The organism is Paucihalobacter ruber, assembly GCF_006494535.1.
GTDB classification, from domain to species: domain Bacteria; phylum Bacteroidota; class Bacteroidia; order Flavobacteriales; family Flavobacteriaceae; genus Paucihalobacter; species Paucihalobacter ruber.
Genome location: NZ_VHIQ01000007.1, coordinates 137613 through 160698, shown reverse-complemented (window position 1 = coordinate 160698; position 23086 = coordinate 137613). Strand labels below are relative to the sequence as shown.

General features: G+C 37.1%; 16 protein-coding genes and 1 tRNA gene. 3 read left to right on the top strand and 14 right to left on the bottom strand.

What is annotated here, in order from left to right:
* Nucleotides 1–149: 149 nt before the first annotated feature.
* The 3 genes from FJ651_RS13925 to FJ651_RS13915 are packed head-to-tail and all read right to left on the bottom strand — an operon-like array spanning nt 150 to nt 5862.
* Nucleotides 150–2243: a peptide MFS transporter gene (locus FJ651_RS13925; protein WP_140991160.1), complete on the bottom strand. Its 2094-nt coding sequence runs from the start codon at nt 2241–2243 to the stop codon at nt 150–152.
* A gap of 12 nt (nt 2244–2255) precedes the next feature.
* A complete protein-coding gene (locus tag FJ651_RS13920; RefSeq protein WP_140991158.1) occupies nt 2256–3650 on the bottom strand; it encodes a peptide MFS transporter in 1395 nt (464 codons plus the stop codon).
* Between the two features lie 31 nt (nt 3651–3681).
* Entirely contained in the window at nt 3682–5862 is a 2181-nt protein-coding gene (locus FJ651_RS13915) for a S9 family peptidase (protein WP_140991156.1), read from the bottom strand.
* A 150-nt stretch (nt 5863–6012) separates the two neighbouring features.
* On the opposite strand from FJ651_RS13915, the gene FJ651_RS13910 reads away from it, so the two are divergent.
* Complete coding sequence (locus FJ651_RS13910) at nt 6013–7338, top strand: hydroxymethylglutaryl-CoA reductase, degradative (RefSeq protein WP_140991154.1); 1326 nt, start codon at nt 6013–6015, stop codon at nt 7336–7338.
* A gap of 2 nt (nt 7339–7340) precedes the next feature.
* Entirely contained in the window at nt 7341–8246 is a 906-nt protein-coding gene (locus FJ651_RS13905; protein ID WP_140991152.1) for a GYDIA family GHMP kinase, read from the top strand.
* A 154-nt stretch (nt 8247–8400) separates the two neighbouring features.
* Here the strand turns inward: FJ651_RS13905 and FJ651_RS13900 are convergent, their stop codons facing one another.
* The 7 genes from FJ651_RS13900 to FJ651_RS13870 all read right to left on the bottom strand — a co-directional run bounded on the left by FJ651_RS13900 (nt 8401) and on the right by FJ651_RS13870 (nt 16160).
* On the bottom strand, nt 8401–10560 hold the full coding sequence (locus tag FJ651_RS13900) for a peptidylprolyl isomerase (protein WP_140991151.1): 2160 nt from the start codon (nt 10558–10560) through the stop codon (nt 8401–8403).
* A 97-nt stretch (nt 10561–10657) separates the two neighbouring features.
* Nucleotides 10658–11947, bottom strand: a complete 1290-nt coding sequence (locus FJ651_RS13895; RefSeq protein WP_140991149.1) for a hemolysin family protein — start codon at nt 11945–11947, stop codon at nt 10658–10660.
* On the bottom strand, nt 11948–12142 hold the full coding sequence (locus FJ651_RS13890) for a hypothetical protein (protein ID WP_140991147.1): 195 nt from the start codon (nt 12140–12142) through the stop codon (nt 11948–11950). It lies immediately after the preceding gene.
* 26 nt (nt 12143–12168) lie between these two features.
* Nucleotides 12169–12732 carry an LPS export ABC transporter periplasmic protein LptC gene (gene lptC / locus FJ651_RS13885; RefSeq protein ID WP_140991146.1) on the bottom strand — a complete coding sequence of 188 codons (564 nt, stop codon included), beginning with the start codon at nt 12730–12732 and terminating at the stop codon, nt 12169–12171.
* Nucleotides 12732–14114, bottom strand: coding sequence for a tetratricopeptide repeat protein (locus tag FJ651_RS13880; RefSeq protein ID WP_140991144.1), 1383 nt, complete (start codon nt 14112–14114; stop codon nt 12732–12734). Before FJ651_RS13880 ends, lptC begins: the two co-directional genes overlap by 1 nt.
* Before the next feature lie 13 nt (nt 14115–14127).
* Complete coding sequence (locus FJ651_RS13875) at nt 14128–15435, bottom strand: hypothetical protein (RefSeq protein ID WP_140991142.1); 1308 nt, start codon at nt 15433–15435, stop codon at nt 14128–14130.
* A complete protein-coding gene (locus FJ651_RS13870; protein WP_140991141.1) occupies nt 15432–16160 on the bottom strand; it encodes a type III pantothenate kinase in 729 nt (242 codons plus the stop codon). Before FJ651_RS13870 ends, FJ651_RS13875 begins: the two co-directional genes overlap by 4 nt.
* Nucleotides 16161–16261: 101 nt before the next feature.
* On the opposite strand from FJ651_RS13870, the gene FJ651_RS13865 reads away from it, so the two are divergent.
* Nucleotides 16262–16334 (top strand) — tRNA-Phe (locus FJ651_RS13865).
* Nucleotides 16335–16393: 59 nt separating this feature from the next.
* Here the strand turns inward: FJ651_RS13865 and FJ651_RS13860 are convergent.
* The 4 genes from FJ651_RS13860 to FJ651_RS13845 all read right to left on the bottom strand — a co-directional run bounded on the left by FJ651_RS13860 (nt 16394) and on the right by FJ651_RS13845 (nt 23084).
* On the bottom strand, nt 16394–16846 hold the full coding sequence (locus tag FJ651_RS13860) for a methyltransferase family protein (RefSeq protein WP_140991139.1): 453 nt from the start codon (nt 16844–16846) through the stop codon (nt 16394–16396).
* A gap of 76 nt (nt 16847–16922) precedes the next feature.
* Nucleotides 16923–17480, bottom strand: a complete 558-nt coding sequence (locus tag FJ651_RS13855; RefSeq protein WP_140991137.1) for a carboxymuconolactone decarboxylase family protein — start codon at nt 17478–17480, stop codon at nt 16923–16925.
* Nucleotides 17481–17582: 102 nt separating this feature from the next.
* Complete coding sequence (locus tag FJ651_RS13850; protein ID WP_140991135.1) at nt 17583–18716, bottom strand: efflux RND transporter periplasmic adaptor subunit; 1134 nt, start codon at nt 18714–18716, stop codon at nt 17583–17585.
* 18 nt (nt 18717–18734) lie between these two features.
* Nucleotides 18735–23084 carry a CusA/CzcA family heavy metal efflux RND transporter gene (locus FJ651_RS13845; RefSeq protein ID WP_140991134.1) on the bottom strand — a complete coding sequence of 1450 codons (4350 nt, stop codon included), beginning with the start codon at nt 23082–23084 and terminating at the stop codon, nt 18735–18737.
* Nucleotides 23085–23086: the final 2 nt, after the last annotated feature.

Below are 23086 nucleotides of genomic sequence, written 5' to 3'. Positions count from 1 at the left end.
AGATGGAACTCCCTAGGGCAATCATACTCCTGTGTGTCAATGATTTTATATGGGCGTTTCATAACTAGATTTGTTGCATTCAATAGGGTAAACTTACATAAATCGTGCCCAAAAGCCATAAAACTAAGCTAAATTTAACAATTTTATCGTTATCTCACACCGTGCATCAATTTTTTGAGAACGGGATTTAATAAGATCGCAATGAGTCCTAAACCTGCGGGAATCAAAGTAAATATTAAGAAAAACGTGCTCATATCGTACTGTTCGGTAATGGCGTCAATTTTTCCACCCATAGAACCGGCTATTTTATTACCAATGGCAATGGCTATATACCAAATACCAAACATCATGGCAATCATTCTTCCCGGCACTAATTTACTTATATAAGACAGCGCTACAGGAGATAAACACAATTCTCCCAAAGTGTGGAATAAATATGCCAGAACCAGCCAAATAATACTTACCGAAGCCACTTTGGCGCCTTGTTCAATACCTAAAGAACCAAAAGCGAGTGCCGCAAAACCGAGTCCGAGTAGAATAAGACCCAACCCGTATTTGGTAGCCCCACTTGGGTTGTATTTACTTTCCCACCATTTTGAGAAAAGTGGTGCAAAAATAATAATAAACAAAGAGTTTAAGATCAAAAACCAAGTCGCAGGAATTTCTATTTCGTTATCTTTAATACGATTAACTGAGGCCTTTACCACGGTACTCGCCTCACCGGGCTTTAAGGCACTTCTTATTTTTTCGGCTTTTTCTTCATCTATTAAAATGAAATTACCACGTTTATCTACATCAACAATTAACACTTCATCATTAATATTAAGTGCCATGGGCTCAATAATGGTTACTTCATTATTCACCAATTTATCAACAGCTTCAACTTTAGTAGATTCGGTTACAACTTCAAAAGTGGTGAGCGGCAGACCGGTTTCTTCGTTTATTTTTTGTAGCCCTGTGGCGGCATCTACCACTGGTTTTTCAACGGTTTGATAATTAATGATAAAAGCACTTGAATTCATATCTCTGTTTATCATCCAGATAACAATGGCCCAAATAATTACAAAACTGGTTCCCAAAATCACGTTAGAAAGCAAGTACTTTTTATAGGTTTGCCTGAAAAGCAAAAATAACACCCATGTAATAATAGCGATGGGCACAACAGTAATTAACACATTTACAATTAAGAAAATAGTAGCGTAATTTCCAGACATGATACGGCTTGTGTAATCTTTAGCAAAAATGGTCATAGAACCACCGGCTTGCTCAAAAGAAGCCCAAAAACAAACTGTAAAAATTGCAAAGAAGACAATGGCTATCATTCGGTCTCTGATGACAGCCGGATAACGCACAATTCTTGAAATAAGCAATAGCAAAAATAAACCAAGTGCAAATAAAATAACTTGGTTAGACCAATCTTCGCCATTAAATACCAACAAACTACTTCCTCCTATTTTTGCGGCAGGATCATTGATAATCCAAATCAAACCAATTAAGGTTACCACAATAATTAAAATTTTATCGAATAAGGAAAACGGATTAAGTTTATCGCCCGCAAATTCTAAGGAGGCTTGCTTGGATTCTTCAGTCTCAGCTAAGGGCTTTTTGCCCACATCGCCAAAAATTTTCTGAGCGAAATAAAACTGCAACATACCAAAAAACATAAAAATACCGGCCAATCCAAAGCCATAGCTCCAACCTACCTTTTCACCCAAATAGCCACAAAGTAAAATTCCGAGGAAAGCACCAGCGTTCACACCCATATAAAAGATGGTGTAAGCGCCATCCTTTTTTTCGGGGTAATTTTTATAAAGCTCTGAAATAATAGAAGTGATATTAGGTTTAAAAAACCCATTACCGGCAATTAAAAAGCCTAGACCAATGTATAAGAACGCAGAGTGAAACTCTAGTGCCATTGAAGCATGACCCAAAGTCATAAGTATGGCACCAATCACCACGGCTTTTGTGTAGCCCAAATATTTATCGGCAATAAAACCCCCTAAAATTGGGGTAAGATAGACCATTGCGGTATAGGTACCGTATAATGCTAAGGCATGTTCGCGTGGCCAATCCCAGCCACCTAAACCAACAGCACTTACTAAAAAGAGTACCAAAATAGCACGCATACCATAGTATGAAAATCGCTCCCACATTTCGGTAAAAAACAATACAAATAAGCCTGATGGGTGACCTAGGACTTTGGAGTTAAAGAAGTTTGCTGATTCGTTGGTTGTTGCATTCATAACTATTGATGATTAGTTAATTTCTTCGTTTGCAAGATTGAAACCTTCGGTCAATTCTACCTCGCCTTCCTTGTCTTCTACACCATGAGTTAAATACTCTAACTTACTTCTAATTAACAAAATTAATCCTCCAAAGACAACACAAAAAATAGCTATACCTGTAAAAACGGCAAACTCTCCAAAATTAGACGCCGATTCACCCAACAAACCGGCAACCTTATTTCCAAAGCCTGTCATAGCAAAGTATACACCCATCATCAGAGAACCGTATTTTAATGGTGCTAGCTTTGTAATGTAAGATAAGGCCACAGGCGAGATGCAAAGCTCTCCAACGGTATGAAACAAATAGGCCAATACCAACCAGTACATTGCAGAAGATCCGGTACTTTCAAACTCAGCCGATGCTGCCGACATGAAGAAAAATCCCGTACCCATAATAATAAGTCCGAGTATCATTTTAAATAAGGATGTTGAAAGTTTACCCTGTAGTTTGCGTTTAGCCCAGTAACCGGCAACTGCAGTACCAAGGAAAATAATAAACATGGCATTTAAAGACTGGAACCATGACGCTGGCACTTCCCATCCAAACAATATTCTATCAGTATTCTCTTTGGCGTAAATATTCATTAATCCGCCTGCTTGTTCAAATGCACCCCAAAATACAATTACCAGCAAAAATGATAAGAACAAAACAATAACTCTGTCCTTTTCAATTTTGGTTAACGGACGATTCATACTAGCCTTTTCTTCTTCATCTTCAGAAGTACCAAGAAAATTACCAACCGTTTTTAGGTATTTTAGCCCTGCTAAATATTGTATTAACCCTGCGGCCATACCAATACCTGCCAAACCAAAACCGTAGTGCCATCCATAAACTTCGCCTACATAACCTACAATTAAACTGGATAAAAATGCCCCAATATTAATACCTATATAGAATATGGTGAAACCCTTATCGCGTCTAATATCACCTTGCTTATACAAACCTCCAACCATGGTTGAAATATTGGGTTTTAAAAGTCCAACTCCGGCAATAATTAATCCTAAACCTGTGTAAAAAGCCCAGTACTCTTCAATTGCTAAAATACTATGACCTGCAACCAACAAAATTCCACCATACAACACTGACTTCTTTTGACCAAGAAACTTATCTGCAATCCAACCACCGGGAATTGAGGCCACATAAACAAACATGGTGTACCAACCATATAGAGCTAAAGCTTCAGCATTGGTCCAGCCTAAACCGGCATTACCATCGGTAGTGGCTGCTACCAGATATAATACCAAAATGGCTCTCATACCGTAGTATGAAAAACGTTCCCACATTTCGGTAAAAAACAATACATACAGACCAACCGGGTGGCCAAACAACTCTTTTTGGTGAGGTAATTTTACTGCTGATGACATAGTTTAAATTTAAGTTAGTTACTTTTAGTTATTAATTTCCTAGTGATTTTTGAATAAAATCAGTCATTTTGGTATATAAGTGCAATCTTGTATTTCCACCGTAGATACTGTGATTCTTATCTGGATATATCAGCCACTCAAATTGCTTATTGGCTTGTACCAAGGCTTCTACCATTCGCGTGGTATTTTGAACATGCACATTGTCATCGGCTGAGCCGTGTACTAATAAAAAATCGCCCTTAAGTTTGTTCACATGGTTAATGGGCGAATTATCATCGTATCCTGACGGGTTTTCCTGAGGCGTGGTCATATAGCGTTCGGTGTAAATAGTATCGTAGAAGCGCCAGCTGGTAACAGGTGCCACAGCTATGGCCATTTTAAACACATCGCTACCTTGAAACAGAGCGTTGCTACTCATGAAACCACCGTAGCTCCAACCCCAAATCCCCATGCGTTGGGCATCAATATAAGGCAATGCACCTAATTGTTTAGCGGCCTCAATTTGGTCTTTTACTTCGTATTTACCCAATTCTTTTTGAGTCACTTTTTTAAAGTTGGCTCCTTTTAATCCGGTACCTCTGCCATCTACACAAGCAATGATAACATCTTGCTGCGCCAAAAACTGGTGCCAATAATCGTTGGCACCGTTCCAGCGATTGGCCACTTGTTGAGAACCCGGACCGGAATACTGAAACATGAATAAAGGATAGGTTTTGGAGGCATCAAAATTTAAAGGTTTTATCATATACATATTGAGTTCGTTACCATTAACATTAATGGTGCTGAATTCCTTTGTTGATATTTGATAGTCTTTTAACTTGTTCATCAAAGAAGCATTATCTACAATGGTTTTTAAAAGCGCTCCCTTTTTACTGTCGTGTAAGGTATACACCGGTGGTATGGTTGCATTTGAAAAGGTGTTGATAAAATAGCTGAAATCTGCACTAAAATTGGCACTATTGGTACCGGTTTGGTTGGTTAACCGTTGTTTGTTTTTACCATTTAAACCTATGGCATACACATCGCGATTAATCGAGCCGTTTTCAACACTCTGATAAAAAATGCGTTTGGTTTTGGCATCGTAACCATAATAGCTCGTGACTTCCCAATTACCTTTGGTGACTTGATTAATGAGTTTCCCTGTTTTGTCGTAATAGTAGATGTGGTTAAATCCATCTCGCTCGCTCGTCCAAATAAAACTGTGATCGGCTAAAAAAGTGAGATCTGAGGTAACATCAACATAGGCCTGGTCACGTTCTTCCAAAACCAGTTTAGTCGAGATATCGGTAGCATTAATCATCCATAAATCTAATTCGTTTTGATGGCGATTGATGTATTGGGCACTTAAGATTTCGGCGTCATTAGTCCAGGAAATTCTGGGTATATAAAAATCGGTATAAGACTTATTGACTTCAACCTTTGTGGTGGTGTTTTTTTCAAGATCATAAATATGCAATGAGACTTCGGCATTTTTCTCACCTGCTTTTGGATATTTAAATACATCTTGTTTTGGATACAAATCACTTCCGTAAACATCCATTGAGAATTCAGGAACTTCGGTTTCGTCAAATTTAATAAAAGCTATTTTTGTTCCCTCGGCATTCCAGTCGAAAGCGCGCACAAAACCAAACTCTTCTTCGTACACCCAATCTGTAATACCATTGATGATTTTATTATTTTCGCCATCGAATGTTAGTTGTATGGTATTGCCTGTACTTAGGTCTTTCACATATAAATTGTTCTCAAAGCCATAAGCTACCTTATTTGCCTTAGGCGAAAAAGTTGGTTCTTGTATACTATTGTCTGATACCTTTACCAAAGACGCATTTGCCCTGCTGTACACGTAATAGGTTCCAACGGTACTGCGTCTAAAAATAGGCGTTTGAGCTGTTGTGAGCAGGATTTTTGACTCGTCGGCACTAAATTCATAGTCCATAAAAGAGGCTATACCATCAAGACTTTCGGAGTTTAAAACTGTTTCTACCTTTTCAAGTGACTTATAATCGTATAAATCTATGCTTGAGGTACCGACGCCTCTATTAAAATTTAAAACCGCATACTGCTGTCCGTTATTCATGGAATGGAGCGACTGCATACCTTGTGTTCTGAAGGTGCCATCCCAAATGGATTCTAATGTAATGGATTTATTTTGAGCATCAATTGTAGAAAAACAACACAAAAAAAGTGCTGTTAAAAAAAGACGGTATAACATTAATTTGAAATTATTGTTGATTTGATGTCAAGTTTACTAAAAATTTGGCAAAAAAGTCTAATTATTAACAGTAAAAACGCAATACGCCGTTCGTATTTATTTACATTATATTGAATAGTAGTATCTTTGCCAAGCATAAAAAACAAGATAATGTCACAACCCGTTACAGGTTTTTCTAAGTTAAGTAAAATAGAAAAAATTGATTGGTTACTCCAACATCACTTCGATAATAATTCCGAAATTAAAAAAGTAATTCTACAATATTGGAATACAGATGAAGCCCTGCAAAATTTGCATGACGAGTTTATTGAAAATACCGTTAGCAATTACTATTTACCTTTTGCTGTAGCACCCAATTTTTTAATTAATGGAAAGATGTACACCATCCCGATGACCATTGAAGAAAGCTCGGTAGTGGCGGCGGCCAGTAAGGCTGCCAAGTTTTGGTTGGACCGTGACGGATTTAAAGCTGAAGTGATCAACACCACCAAAGTTGGGCAGGTACACTTTACATTTTCGGGATCTGCGATGGTTTTGCGAAACTTTTTCAACAATGTTAAAAGCCAATTAATTTCAGATACCGCATCTTTAACCACCAATATGCAAAAGCGCGGTGGCGGTATTTTAGATATTGAATTACGGGATAAAACCGAACAGATTCCAAATTATTATCAGTTGCACGCTACGTTTGAAACTTTAGACGCCATGGGTGCCAATTTTATAAATTCCTGTTTAGAGCAATTTGCCAAGACTTTCAAAAGTGCTGCTGCCGAAGACATTGAAATTCAACCACACGATTTAACCATTGTGATGAGTATTTTATCTAATTATGTACCACAATGTTTGGTGAAGGCCGAAGTGAGTTGTAAGGTTGAAGATTTAAAGGAAAATGATAATGAAAACCCACATGAGTTTGCCGAGAAATTTATTCAAGCGGTCAAAATAGCCGAAGTTGAACCTTACAGGGCCGTTACTCATAACAAAGGTATTATGAATGGAATAGATGCTGTAGTTTTAGCCACCGGAAACGATTTTAGAGCCGTTGAAGCTGGCATTCACGCCTATGCAGCGCGGGATGGTCATTACAAAAGCCTTACACATTCCGAAGTAAAAGACGGCATATTTAAATTCTGGATAGAAATTCCATTGGCATTGGGCACTGTTGGCGGACTCACAAAATTACATCCATTGGTAAATGTAGCACTACAAATGTTAGGCAAACCATCGGCCAGAGAACTCATGCAAATTACGGCTGTGGCCGGCCTGGCTCAAAATTTCGCAGCACTGCGGTCATTAACTACCACTGGAATTCAACAAGGTCATATGAAAATGCACTTGATGAATATTTTAAATCAAATGGGAGCTACCAAGGAAGAAAAAGCCAAAATGGTAGATCATTTTAAAACACATACCGTTAGCCACAGCGAAGTGGTTAAAACCTTAGCATCGATAAGACAATCTTCAACAAACCAATAAATTTGAAGACCTACCACAGCAACGGAAAACTATTAATCACAGGTGAATACAGTGTATTAGACGGCGCGCTTGCCCTAGCTGTTCCTACACAATTTGGTCAGGAACTAAGGGTAGAACACAACAATATTAACGGTATTACCTGGCGAAGCATCTCAGAAACCGGCGCTGTATGGTTTGAAGCTCATTTTAAATTAAAAAACGGACAATGGAATGCATCTGTTAACAATGATGTTGCTGCTACCCTTGTTAAAATTCTGAACGCTATTAACCAATTGAATCCTGAATTCTTTCAAAAAGACATAGGATTTTCCATAGAAAGCCAACTCAATTTTAACCGCCATTGGGGATTAGGGTCATCCTCAACCTTAATAAATAATCTGGCCAACTGGGCTCAGGTTGATGCTTATGAATTACTCGAAAAAACTTTTGGAGGCAGTGGATACGACATCGCTTGTGCGGCTCACAACACTGCCATCACTTATAGGTTAACAGAAATAGATAGAGTGGTAACGCCAGTAGATCTCAACTGGTCATTTAAAGATGAATTGTACTTTGTGTATTTAAACAAAAAGCAAAATAGCCGAAATGCCATTGCTCACTATAAGCAACAATCTAACCAGAAAAGCAAGTACATTAAGGAAATCTCAGAATTGACGGAGCAATTGATTGAATGCTCAAACAGTAAAGATTTTGATATTTTAATTGAACACCACGAAGGCATTCTTTCAAAACTGCTCAATCTAAAACCTGTTAAGCAAGAACTGTTTAATGATTTTTCGGGTAGCATCAAAAGTTTAGGGGCTTGGGGCGGCGATTTTATTATGGCTAGGGTTTCCCAAAACCCAACAGCGTATTTTAAGTCAAAGGGATTTGATACTGTTATACCATTTTTAGAAATGGTGAAATAACCAAGCTATTTTGCTTTTGCACACAGTTTCTTAGAGAAAGACAGCGGTTCAGAGAGTCATTTTTACTTTAATAATTACTAAAATAATAAGCCAAAGGAAATAAAAAAGCCTCACTAAAAAGTGAAGCTTTTAATAAATATTCTAATGCTAACTTTTAATAAAACACAGCTCTGTTATCTTCAATTTGCGCAGCTTCTTTTAATGCTTCGAAAGCTTTTGCCGTTACAGTACCTGTTCTTGCATTGGTAAGTCTGTTAACAATAGACGTGTAATTATCTAATGTTGGGGCATCGTTGATTTTAGTTACCTCAATCATGTAAACACCTCTGTCGCCATCAATTAATTTTGAGGTTTCACCCTCTTTTAACCCGGCTGCAAATCCGATAACTTTTGGCTCGTTTCCGGCACCGGCTAAGGTGGTACTTCCCATATTAATAGCATTAGCGGTTCTAACCGTTTCCCCTTGTTCTTTGGCAAAATCTTCAACATTTGTGGCGTTAATGGATTTTCTGATCAGTTCAGCTTTTTTCTCATTTCTCACCTTAGGTAAGGCTGCTGCCGTGGCGTCTTCTACACTTAAAATTCCTTTTGGCGTCTTCTTTACCAATTGCACAACTGCAAAGCCTTTTCCGGCTATTGGGAAACTCTTCACGGCACCTTCTTTAGTATCTTTTTCAAAAGCCCAACGCACTATTGGTCTTTGGTTATCTAATCCGGGGATTCTTTCATCTAATTCTTTTAAACCGTTAACAGGCTTAACCATATAGCTATTCTCGGTTGCAACTTCACTGAAATCTTTTCCTTGTACCGCTAATTCAAATCTACCTTTTTGGTTGAAGACTTCGTTAATGGTTTCTTCGGAAGGCTCAATTCTACGGGCTAAATTGGCAATTTTAATACCGCGCTCGTAGTTTTTAGCTTCATCGATTCTTATAATGTGATAACCAAATTGGGTTTCTACGATATCGACAGTTCCTACCGGATTAAAAAATATGTAATTGGCGTAATCTGGATCAAAGGCGTTTGGATTAAATGTGGTTAATCTTGTCCAACCTACTTCGCCATTAGTGGTTTTTGTACCGTCGGTATTGATCTCGGAAGCTACTTCGTTAAATTTATCCTTGTTGTTTTTTACCAATGGCAGCAAACTATCTACTATAGATTTGGCTTCTTCACGGCTAATCGTAATACCATCGGCACGATTGGCGCCTTGATAAGGGACAATAATATGAGAGTGTTTTACAGAATCTGCCACCTGCATTTCTTCTAAAACTTTGGTTAGCTGATACAAGTTGTTGTTTTTGTAAACCGGCGATATAGCACCAACAGGCATTTTTACAAGTGAGTCAGCATACGCTTGTGGCAACTGACTTTTAATTAAAAATCTGTCTAAAAATTTGATATCGGAATTGGCATTTACAAAAGTCTCAATATCATCGGTATTTAAAAAGCCTTTGATGGTTTCTTCGTTTTGAGAACTTTCGTTAAACTCTACGCGATCTTGCAACAATGCTGTAATACTATTTTTAATATCTTCTTCGTCTTTTTCTGAAGCTTTTTCTATAAACTCAACAAAGACAATATCTCTGGTCGCCTCTGTTTCGTAGTTTTGCTTGTTTCTTTCAACGTAATTTTTAATATCGCTTTGCTTAATTTCGATAAGGCTATCGGCTATTTTTGTATATGGTACATATGCAAACTTAAGGTCGAAGGTTCTGGTATCCTTTTCGTATTCGGTTTGCGCTTCTGCAATAGTAGCACCAATGCCGGCTTTAATTAAGTTGTAGTATGACTGCTCTAGGGTACCTTTAGCTAAATTTTGTTCGTTGTTCACCCATTCGTCATAATTAATCATAAAGTTACCTATGGGTGCACGCTCCGGATTGATGTCTTTTAAATTAGAAATAAAGGCGTCTAATTTATTTTCGTCGAACAAACCAACTTCGTTTTGAAATTCAGGAAAGCTAGAAAAACTTTGAATAACAATGTCTCTCATTTGATCTTTTTCTACGCTCAAACCCAGTTTCTCAAATTCGGTTTCAAGTACCAATCTTCTAAGTTCTTGGTCCCAGACACTTTTCATGGTTTGCATAGCAGAACTTTGTGGTCCCATTTGGTTTTGTCTGTTTTCAACACGCTGCATAAACTCTACACGGTTAATGTCTTTGCCATTAACAACTGCTAAAATATCAGGATTTCCGCCAAAAAGTGTTCCACTTCTAAATAGATCGGATAATACAAAGGCAAACAAAGCCATTGCTATAACTACTATAAGTACAATTGATTTTTGTCTAATTTTATTTAAAACCGCCATTTTCTTGTTTTATATTGATAAAAATAAGTGTGCGAAAATAGTACTTTCTGCCTAATAATAAAAGAAGAACAATTGTTTTTATAGGTATTTGAACGTTTTATTCGATATTGTGAACTTCTAGTTGAACTGTATTGATTTTTGTTGATGACGCTTCTAAGATTTTGAATACAAAACGATCTATTCTAACCTCATCGTCTAACTGCGGAATACCTTCGGTTTTGTTAACAATTAATCCGCCCAGGGTTTCGTAAGAATCATCTTCGGGAAGGCCGAGCTTGTAGGTTTCGTTAAGATAATCTACTTCTAAGCGCGCCGAAAATTTAAAGGTTTGCTGATTGATTTGTTCTTCAATCATTTCGTCTTTATCGTGTTCATCTTCAATTTCACCAAACAATTCTTCTACAATATCTTCTAAGGTGAGTAGGCCTGAGGTGCCACCGTATTCATCAATCACCACGGCCATACTTTTGCGCTTTTTAGTTAGGGTGTTCATGATGTCTTTAACCAGCATGGTTTCAGGCACAAATTCTACCGGACGCAAAACCGCTTTGATAGACTTTGGTCTTTTAAACAATTCAAAGGCGTGCACATAGCCAAGAACATCATCTATATTCTCTTTATATATAAGAACTTTAGAGCAGCCCGTTTCGATGAATAAATGCCTTAATTCATCCAGACTGTCTTCAGTATCTTGAGCAATAATTTCGGTTCGCGGTACCATCACGTCTCTGGCTTTTACAGTTGAAAAATCTAAGGCGTTTTGGAAAAACTGAACTTCAGAATCTACCGGTGCATCTTCTTCAATAGCTTCCATTTGCTCACTGATATAATTACCGAGTTCTACCCTGCTTAATTCTAAGGTTGGATCATCGTCGGTTGTTTTAAATACAATTTTTAGAATAACATTAGATATCCACATTGAAAATTCTGAAAAGACAGAAAACAGCAGATAAAAAACATAAGCCGGTAGCGCAAAAAACTTGAGTAAGGTATTGGCATAAATTTGAAAAAAGACCTTTGGAAGAAATTCGGCTGTGATTAAAATGATAACTGTAGAAATAACCGTTTGCGACAATAATTTTAAATCTACAAATAAATAAGTATAAAATCCGTTGCTTGAGTTTTCAAATGTTGAGAACCAATTCACCAAAATTTCACCCATTAAAAAACCATAAATTACCAGGGCAATGTTATTACCAATAAGCATACTGGTAATAAATTTTGAAGGCTTGGCAGTTAGCTTGGATAGGATAACCGAGATAAATCCGCCTTGTTTTTTTTCAATTTCAATATAAATTTTATTAGAAGAGATGTAGGCAATTTCCATCCCGGAAAAAAAGGCAGACAGTAATAACGACAGTAAAATTATGATGACCGTGACGTCCATTTATTGTTGTTTGCTTCTGTCTTCAAAGCGCTTTCTGAACTTTCTTCTAAAGAAGAATAAGAATAGTGCCAATACCACAAAAAATATGGACATGTATGCACGGTTACGGTCTGTGTTCCATGCCACAACAGCTTCATATAGAAATAACACGGCAATCACCAGATAAGCGTATTGAAAGAATTTTAGAAAGGTCATAACTTATTAATTACAATACAAAGATATTAATTATCGCCTTCTAATTCGAATTCGCTGTCATACATTTCCAGAATGTTGATTCGTTTAAAGTCAACATCAGAGTCTAAACCGTTGCCATAGGTATCACCGCTGGGAGATTTTAATCTAAAGGGTTGGTTGGTAAAGACCCATTCATCTTTTTCGTAATAAAATAATTGCTCTGTAAACAAGGTGTCGTTTTGGGTTGTAGCTATTTTCACATTACCGCGAAGGTCTATCACATCTGTTTCGGTGTAGTAAATGGCATAATTAGATGTAATGGTGCTTTTGTTTTGTTCTTTATCGTATAAAATTAGATGGATACCATCGGGGAATTCAGAAAAACCAAATTCGCGATTGGAATAATCTAACATGGTTTTACTAATTAAGTTTGCTGTTAACATGCCCGAATCTGTGTATTTAAGATTGATATCCTTAGCAACACCAACCGGTTCGTTTTGTAACACACCTACTTGTTGTATTTTCTTAAAATTATCGGTGCACCTTAAACACAAAGTCACAGCTAAAACTGTGACTAAGTGTATGGTAATATGTTTATATTTCAAGGCCATTAAAGACTCGGCACAGTGATACTTCTATTTATCCAGCAACTAATGTTAATAGTTTTTCCGGCCATATCTTCCTGAAATATTTCACCTTTGCTTGGAGCTTTGGCCTTGAAGTTAGCCTCAGTTTGAGAAGCCAAAGTTCCTAAAGTAGGGTCTACCCTACCTGCCTTGGCGGCTTCTTGTGCGGCCAACCAGAACACGGCACGCTTTTTAAAGTTGGTATCGCCACAACTATTGGCACTGTTGGCGTACATCGTGGCTATAGCAAGGTGTGGTCTTCCGTTAGACGGGTTTAACTTTAATGAATTCTCAAAATAAGTTCTTGCCTGAGATAAGCGTCCTTTATTTTTTAATGTAATGGCAATTTTATTAGCACGGTTACCTTTTTTAACCGGATCGGTTTCTAAATCGTAGGCTTCTTGCAGGTATTTAAAAGCTTCGGATTCTTTACCGTCTTTCATTAATAAATCTGCTACGAATACTTTGGTATCGGCTGAAGGTGCAGCAGCATCATAAGCTTTTACCAGTTTAATATATAAAGCATCATCGGTACATTCTTTGGCATACATACGGTTTACTGAGCGCTTTAACCAAACAGCATCGTTTTTATATTGTTCAAAGTCTCTCTCGTATAGAGGAATCAACACAGAGCAATTAGCGCGCTCTCCTAACTTTTGATCCATACCTGCCGAAATTATATCGTAATTGGTTAAGTAGCTTTCATAGCTTCTTTTGTAACTTGGCTCTTTCCCTGTTAAGGCCTGACCGGCTTCTTCTTTTTCAATTAACTTATTTAACAAAGCAGAATAGTTACTAACTTCGCTTTCAATTTTCTCATTTAAGTCATCATACTTATCAAACATTTCCTGAGCTGTTTTTTTCTTTTCATCGAACAAGTCAACCATGGCAGAAAAATAAGTGTAGAGACTTTTGGGATTAGTAAAGTTGTCTTTGTCTTCTGTATATGCCTTATTGAAGGCATTGTAAAGCGACAGTTTATCTTTCTTTAAGACCTCCTGATAGTCGAACATAATTTGTGCCTGTTTACTCAACACATCGCCTTTTGTATAATACTGTGGATAGTATTCCATGGCTTGATCGTACATGGCGATAAGATCGTTTACAAAGGCCGCTTGTTCGTCACCGGTAGTTTTACTGATTTTATCATCCAGAATCTTTTCGCCGTACTGATAAATAGCGCGGTTAAACTTTGGACATTTGGTACGCACAACCATCCATGGCTTGTAAGCTTCGTCGTAATTTTTCTTTTTTGCAAATTCTGAGAAAATTTGCAGATTGTTCATACACTCTTCATCTTGCTGTGCAAAACTTACATTTAGACTTACCAAAATGGCGGTAAAGATTAAAGTAATTCTCGTTTTCATTTTTTGTTTTTATTTAGTTATACTTTCGTCTCTCAAACCAACGATCGTTCAAAGTTAAACTTATATGGGTATTAAAGAAACCTTCTTTTATTAAATTTTGGCTGGTGGTACCTCTTTGTCCGTATTCAAATCCTATGTTTAAATTAGTACCATATCTGCCAATTGGTAATCCAACTCCAAAAGTAATGCCAAACTCATCAATGCTTTGATTATTGATGTTTAAGCCTGTGGTTTCGTATCTAAATCCGGACCTGTAAACCACTCGTTTTAAGTAACCTTTAAAGGCATTGTAGTCTGGAATATAAAAACCGCCAACTGCAATACCGTAAGAATCTTCAAAAGTAGTATTATCAATATTTACAATAGGGTTCGCGAATTTACTTGTTTGCAGTAAACTGTATTCTGCACCTAAAAACCATTTGTGCGTTTCACCAATTCCTGCACCAAATGCAAATCTGGATGGTAAAGTTAACTTTGTTTCGGCCAAACCACTGCCCTCAAGATCTGCGTCAATTCTGTCGACTTCAGAATCGGCACCGGTAGATGGGTTTACAATTATGGTAGAAAAAACACGCTCGTTTAAGGAAGTGAGATTCGATTGAGGTTTAAAGGTTGCCGAGGTAATTAAATCATATTTTTCTTTGAACTTTGTTGAATACGTTGCGCCAAGAGTATAATTTAAACCGCTTAAATTTGAGGCATTGGATTGTTTGGTTTGAAACTGGAGCAAATTGCCTTCGTTATCTCTTACAAAAGCAATAGAGCTGTTTTCTATATTACCAAAATTGTAGTCAAGGTTAATACCTACGCGAAAATTTCGAGAGACACTATAGCCAACCCCTAAAAACACTTTATTCAATCCACCTTCACCTTCATATCTGTTGGTAAGTAAACCATCGTCGTTTAAATCCTGTAAATTGTACCCAACTGAACTGAATGGTATGAGTCCAAGTGTAAAACCAAACTTTCCAGCAGGTAAGTTAAGTGCCAGATATTCAAAGGTGGTTGAAGCAACGCTGCTTGAAGCGTTTTGCGTTTTTAAACTGGTATTATTAAAATTGCCACCAACGCCAAATCTTACAGGGCGCGATTCATCATTAAACGACTTTAAATTATTACCCGTATGAAATGCCGGGTTTCTTAAGTTTAACTGAATACTATCGTTATAAATGCTGAGACCACCCATACTACGGTTTTCAACAGTGCCCCTGAAATTAAGGGTACCAATCCCATAAAAGGAATACGGTGAAACGGTTCCTTGTTGGGCAAAAGTGTTTACAGCAATAAATGCCACAAAAACCACAATGAGATTTTTTATCATTTGGTGATGTTAAATTCTAAAATACTGTTTAAACCTTCTAACAGAAAATTTGAGTTGGCAAATATGCTATTTTTTAATTGGTTTCCCAAAATTTTGGCATCTCCACCTGTTAAAATAACTGTTAAATTGGGGTAAATATTTTTATATGCTGAAATAAATCCGTCTATCTCGTTTAATATTCCTACAAATGCGCCGGTGTGCATGGACTCTAAAGTGGTGCCCCCGGTAAGTTGATTTGTTGCATTAGGTTTTAATAACGGCAACTTTTCGGTAAAAGTATGCATGGCCTTGTAGCGCATAGTTAGTCCCGGCGAAATGGCGCCACCGAGATATTGTTTTTGGTTATTTATAAAATCGTAGGTTACACAGGTACCGGCATCAATTACCAGTACATTGGTATTTGGGTATTGAAGCACTGCTGCCGCTGCCAAGGCTATTCGGTCTGCGCCTAAAGTTTCGGGAGTTTTGTAGCAGTTTTTAAAAGGTACGGGCGTATCTTTAGTTAAAATGATGAGATTGGTATATTCAGATATTTTATGAATGGTATGGTGGGATAAACTGCCAACTTTTGAAATAATGGCATGGTTAACTTTAAATTTTTTAATTAAAGATTTTACAGCCGACAGCACTCTGGTTTTAGACTCGGTTGTTTGGGTTTTCAATTTAAAACCATCAAAAACAGCTAACTTAACGGCGGTATTTCCCACATCTATAATGAGATTCATACTACAAAAATTAGGTGTAAAAATACGCAATCAATTTTTTAATGTTTATTTTTGTGAATAATAAAAATGAGCCTATATTTGCAACCGCATTTTAAGCGACTGGTGCCTTAGCTCAGTTGGTAGAGCAAAGGACTGAAAATCCTTGTGTCCCTGGTTCGATTCCTGGAGGCACCACATCAGATGCAAAACCCACTTTTTTTGAAGTGGGTTTTTTTATTTTATTAAAGTTGGTTTTAAAATCTCGGCAAAAACCTACCCGTGTTAGTTCGGTAAGATTCGTACTCTACAAAGCGTTCTTTTAGTTTTTGCTCTTCGTAACGCGATTTAACGTGAAACAACGCTAACAATAATATTGAGACTATCAATCGGTATATCGACTCCGAATAAACAGTGTATCCAAAAAACAAAAACAATAAGCCTGTGTAAATAGGATGCCTGATGTATTTATAGAGTCCGTTTTTTATAAGCGCCGAGTTAGATTTTGGCGTTGGAAACGGCGATAAATTTTTGTTGAGTTGTAACAAGGCTACCATTGTAATCAATAAACCTAAACCAAAAAAAACTATTGCAACATTTTTTATCCATTCAGGGATTGTTACATCCAGCCAATTAAAATCAAACAGGAACATTACAAAAAGTACCGCTTGGAGTAAAACTAAGATGTAATCTTTTATAGATAGCTTCATGATTTAAACATACTAAAAAAGCTGCTTTAAATAAAGTTTTTCTTTACAAAGCAGCTCTAAAATATTAAACCGGATTTTATTTACTCCAACGTCTTCCTGCAAAAACTTCATCCACTTCCGGATGGGTATTGTGATTTGAATAGTTACTCAAAGTTTTTACCGCAATACCGGTAATGATACCCAGCACATGGGTTTCGGTGTAACCGGCATCAAAAAATGCAGCTAAATCATCTTCAGAAGGCAACCCGCGTGTTTCTACCATTATTTTGGTGAAATTAGATAAGGCATTTAATTTGTTATCTGAAATGGCTTCTCCTGCTCTAATAGCATCGGTAACTTCTGTAGGTACATTGGTCATATTATCGCCTACAAAGCTGTGTGCTGCCATGCAATAGGTACAATTGTTGACATATGAAACCGATAAAAACACCACCTCCTGCTCTACAGGTGTAAACCCGGAATGTTTTCTAAAACTGTCGTAAGCATAAGTATAACTGTCTAAAAGCGAAGTGTTACCTGCCATAGTTTTGTACATATTGGGTACAAAGCCCAAGGCTTTTTCTGTTTTGTCGAATATCGCTTTGGAATGATCGGATAATTTAATGTTCTCTAGATTTAATTTTACTGAAGTCATATCATTTATTTTAAAAGTTAATTATAATTCAGGCGCGACATACGCCTTACTGATATTTGGTCGTCTTAACTTTTAAAACTTACAGCCGTTCTCGCATTACAACTATTTGATTATATCAAAGGCACCATTGGTTAAGTACTGTTGCGCTTCCTGCAATTCTGAAATAATTTCCATATAACCCTCATTAGAGGTACCAATTGTCACCGGTTGTTTTTCGAAAACGTACGCTTGATCAGTTTCACTTATTAGTTTCAAAACAAAAAACTCATCCTCAATTTCTACCACTGCACTTTCAGGTAAGGCGCTGGCTGTTTTTGTATCAGATTCAATGTAGGCTTCTACAAACATCCCCGGTAAAAAATTGTGCCCTTCTTCGTTTTTTAAATGGCCATGTACTTTAATAGTTCGGTTGGCTTCAATACTGGCCCCAACTAAATACACTTCAGCTTCAAATAATTCATCAGATGCTTCGGGTATCTTAAACTGAATGGTTTGTCCTTTTTTGACCTTTAAAATATCCTTTTCAAAAACATTTAATTCCAGATGAATGTGCTCAGTATCTACAATTTCAAGAATTGACGTAGCATCGGCAACAAAACTTCCCATGGCCACATTCATTTTTGATATCATGCCTGATATGGGTGCATAAATATTGGTAACAGCACTCATTTGACCTTTTTCAATTTGTGATACCGAAAAATTGAGCATTTCAAGTTGTTTTCTCAAACCTGTCAAAGTAGCTTTTGCCGTATTGAAGTCGCTTTCGGCTTTTAAATAGTTTTTTTGCGAGGTAATATTTTCTTCGAACAATTGCTTTTGGCGTTGATACTCCATATCAAGAAATCCGAGTTGAGATTTGATTTCGAGATAATTTTGTTGAATTTTTAAAAATTCAGGATTTTCGATGCTTATCAAAAAATCGCCTTTTTTTACTTTGTTTCCAACCAGCAACGGTGTTTTTTTTACATAACCACCCATAATAGCATTTACAATAGCTTTATTTTGCGGTGGCACATCAATCATACCGGTAACTTGCACCTCGAAAGGAAATTTTTTTTCAACAGCGATGCCAATACTCATATTATTGCGTATAAATTGCTCTTTGGTTACGGTAATTAGATTGGAATCTTCAGGCTCGCTCTGAGTTTCAACATACTTTTGTTCTTCACAAGCTATTAAACCCGATATTAGAATTGATATCACAAGGTAAACCGATTTTATTTTGATTGTCTTCATGAGTTTATCTATTGTATTTTAAATGCTTAAATAGTTTAATTTGATAACGGTTTGGTTGTAATTATTCAATTGGTCTAAATAATCTAACTCAATTTGAAAGGCGTTTTCAATGCTCAATATATATTGAAAAAAGTCAATTTCGCCATTCTTATAACTGCTCTCGGCGGTTTTTAAGATGGCTTGAGCAAGTGTTTGCCCTTCATTTTTATAATAGTTGATGTGCTCGCTAAATTTTTCAAGTTCTTTCTCTAAGGTGTTTCGTCTTGAATTCATTTGAAATTGCACATCTTTCAAACCTGCTTCTACTGCCGACATACCAATTTTAGAGGCTTTAATTTTAGACGATTGTGCTCCAAAAAGAATTGGTATTTTTAATCCAACCTGATAACCGTATAAATAACCACTAAGCAAATCGTTGGTGCCTTGAAAATATTCTAAAGTAATGTCGGGCAATAATTTGTTCTTTTCCAGTTTATTTTCGGCAGTCATTACTTCTAAACTGCTTTTAAACATGGCCACTTCGGGCTCTTGCTCAATATCTAATACCGCCAAATCTAATTGAGTTTGCAGTGGTAATGCTACGAGTAAACTGTCTTCGGTTTGTACCAGTTTATGCAATTCTTCATACCAAATACCAATGTCCATTCGAGACTGTTCGTAGGCAATTTGTATTTGTCGTTGTTTTGAATTGGCAGTTATTGATTCTAAATAATTAGTGTCGCCAAGCTCAAATCGGCGCTTGGCATTTTTGGCAAAATTGGTGTACAAACTGTCTAGCCCCTTATAAATTGCGGCTTTATTGTAAGCAGTCACATAATTGTAATAGGCCGAAGTAACAGCTCTTTTAATCGATTTGGAGGCCACCGCATATTGACTGCTACTCAATTCGTACTGCTTGTTCAATAATTTTTTTGAAGCACTGTAAACCGTTGGAAATAAAAAGTTTTGCTGAAAACCAAACACCTTAATGGCTTGACCGTTCTCGGCAATATTATTTTCATCGAAGCCATAATAAATATTTGTTTTTTCAAAATCGAACGCTGTCCCTTTTAAGGCGTTTGATTGTTCCAACTTAAAGGCTTCAGATTTTAAGGCGCTATTGTTTTCAGAAGCCAGGACAATTAATACTTCTAAATTTTTAGGTGAATTTTTAGGTGAATTTTGAGCTGTTACAAAAGAAAAACTACTGAAACCAATCAATAGCAGTATTGTTTTTACTGAATTTGACCTTGAAAAACTAAATTTCCATTTTTCAAAATAAATATAAAGTATGGGTAACACTACAAGCGTAAGCAGTGTTGAAGTGATCAACCCACCAATTACCACCGTGGCCAAAGGTCGTTGCACCTCGGCACCCACATTTACCGATACTGCCATTGGCAAAAAGCCGAGAGCAGTTGACGATGCCGTTAGCATAATTGCTCTAAAACGGTCCTTAGTACCTTGTTTTACTAATGCATCCATTGTTTTAAAATTTTGTTCTTCTTTTAATGTTTTAAAATGTTCAATAAGCATAATACCATTTAGCACTGCTACACCAAACAAGGCTATAAAACCAATACCTGCCGAAATACTAAAAGGCAAATCGCGTATCCATAACAACATAACGCCACCAATGGCCGCTAATGGTATAGCCGAATAAATCATAAGTGCATCTTTAACAGACCCGAAAGCGAAATACAACATAACAAAGATTAAAAACAATGCCACCGGAACTGCTATTTTCAATCTGGCAATTGCACTTTGTAAATTCTCAAACTGCCCGCCATAAGTAATGGTATAACCAACAGGTAGTTTTAGTTGACTATTTAAAATTTCCTGAATATCGTCTACAACACTTTGTAAATCTCTGTTTCGTACCATCACACCCACCACCATTCTGCGCTTGGTATCATCTCTCGATATTTTTGCCGGACCCTTTTGATAGCTAATATCTGCCAGTTCGCTTAACGGAATTTTATTTCCTGAAGGCGTGTCTAAGTATAGATTTTTAATGTCCCTGATATCTGTACGATGGTGCTCGTCTAATCTCACTACCATATCAAATTGTTTTTCGCCTTCAAAAACAGTTCCTAAGGTTTTACCTGCTATAGCCATAGCCAGGACATCGTTAACCTGTGAAATATTTAAACCGTATCGCGCAATTTTCTGACGGTTATAAATAACACTAATTTGAGGTAATCCTTCAATTTTTTCAACTGTGATGTCGGCGGCGCCTTCAACATTTTCAATAAGTTTTTTAATTTCTTCACCCTTGTCAACCAAAATGTCAAGGTCTTCACCAAACACTTTGATGGCCACATCGGCTCTTACACCGGTAATCAACTCGTTAAATCTCATTTCTATAGGTTGAGTAAATTCCAGTTCGGGAATCGACAACACTTCAAGCGCTTCTTTAAACTTATCGGCCAGCTCGTCTTTACTGACGGCTTTGGTCCATTGCCCTCGCGGATGCAATGTAATGATCACATCGCTCTCTTCCATACTCATGGGGTCGGTTGGCACTTCTGCAGCACCTATTCTGGAAACAATCTGGTTGACCTCATCAGGAAATTCTTCTTTTAAGATGCGTTCAATTTGTGTGGTTATTTCAACCGTTTTACTAAGCGAAGTACCTGTTTTTAAAACCGGCTGAATTACAAAATCGCCTTCATCTAAGGTAGGAACAAATTCTCCACCCATACTATTAAATAATAAAGCGGTCAACACTAACAGTGAAAAGGCTGCTATTAACACCGTTTTTTTGTACATCAATGCTTTATAAATAATAGGCTGGTACAAACTATAAAGCCCATTGTTTAATCTGGTTGCAAAAGACGACATTTTTGTTGGCCTCGAAGGATTTACAAACAAACTGGTCATTACAGGCACATAAGTAAAACACAAAATCATGGCACCCAAGAGTGCAAAACTAAAGGTGAGTGCCATGGGTTTAAACATCTTACCTTCTACGCCGCTTAAGGCCAAAATGGGGATAAAAACAATAATAATGATGAGCTGCCCAAACACCGCCGAATTCATCATTTTTGAAGCACCGGCAATGGTAATTTTATCACGAAAATCTTGTCGTTCACTATTTGGTAGAATGTTGAATGCATTTGCTTTTTGAGTGATTTGAAAACTTACAAATTCTACAATTATTACTGCGCCGTCTATGATAATACCAAAATCAATGGCACCCAAACTCATTAAATTAGCATCGACTTTAAATAGATACATTAAGCTCAACGTAAACAGCATACTCAGCGGAATAATGGAAGCAATCACCAGTCCTGACCGCCAATTACCCAAGAGCAATACCAGCACAAATATGACGATAAGGCAACCAATGGTTAGGTTTTCGACTATGGTAAAGGTTGTTTTTCCTATCAATTCGCTTCTATCTAAAAATCCATTAATAAAAACGCCTTCAGGTAGGCTACCTGAGATTTGCTCAATTCTTTCCTTGACGGCGTCAATCACTTGTTTGGAGTTGGCGCCCTTAAGCATCATTACCTGACCCAACACTTTTTCGCCTTCTCCATTGCCGGTAATGGCGCCAAACCTAACAGCACTACCAAATTGCACCTTAGCAACATCTTTAATATAAACAGGTGTATTATCGATGTTTTTTACAACAATAGTTTCAATATCGTTTAAACTTTCAACCAAACCCTCTCCTCGAATAAAATAGGCCTGATTTACTTTTTCTATGTAGCCACTACCTGCAACGCTGTTATTATTTTCTAAGGCTGAAAAGACCTCATCAAAAGAAATATTCATCGCATTTAATTGGTTTGAGTTGAGTGCGATTTCATATTGTTTTAAAAATCCGCCCCAGGTATTCACCTCAACCACCCCGGGAATACCCGAAAGTTGTCGTCTCACTATCCAATCTTGTATGGTTCTTAAGTCGGTAGCTGTATATCGATCTTTATAAGCAGGTTCAACATCTAAAATGTATTGGTAAATTTCGCCCAAACCTGTTGAAATTGGTCCCATTTCGGGCACGCCAAAACCTTCCGGAATTTTCTCGGCTGCTTGTTTTATTTTTTCAGCAATGAGTTGTCTGGGTAAATAAGTTCCCATATCGTCTTCAAAGACAACAGTAACAACCGACAAACCAAATTTGGAGACCGAACGAATCTCTACAACGCCCGGTAGGTTAGCCATTTCTAACTCTATTTGATAAGTGATAAATTTTTCAACATCTGAGGTTGAAAGATTACGCGTAGTGGTGAGAATTTGAACCTGATTATTAGTGATATCGGGTACGGCACCAATAGATATTTTTGTAGCCGAAAATAATCCGAAGACAATAAGCAACAGGGTAAATAGCCCGATAATGAATTTATTATTAATGCTAAAATTAATAATTCTAGTTAGCATAA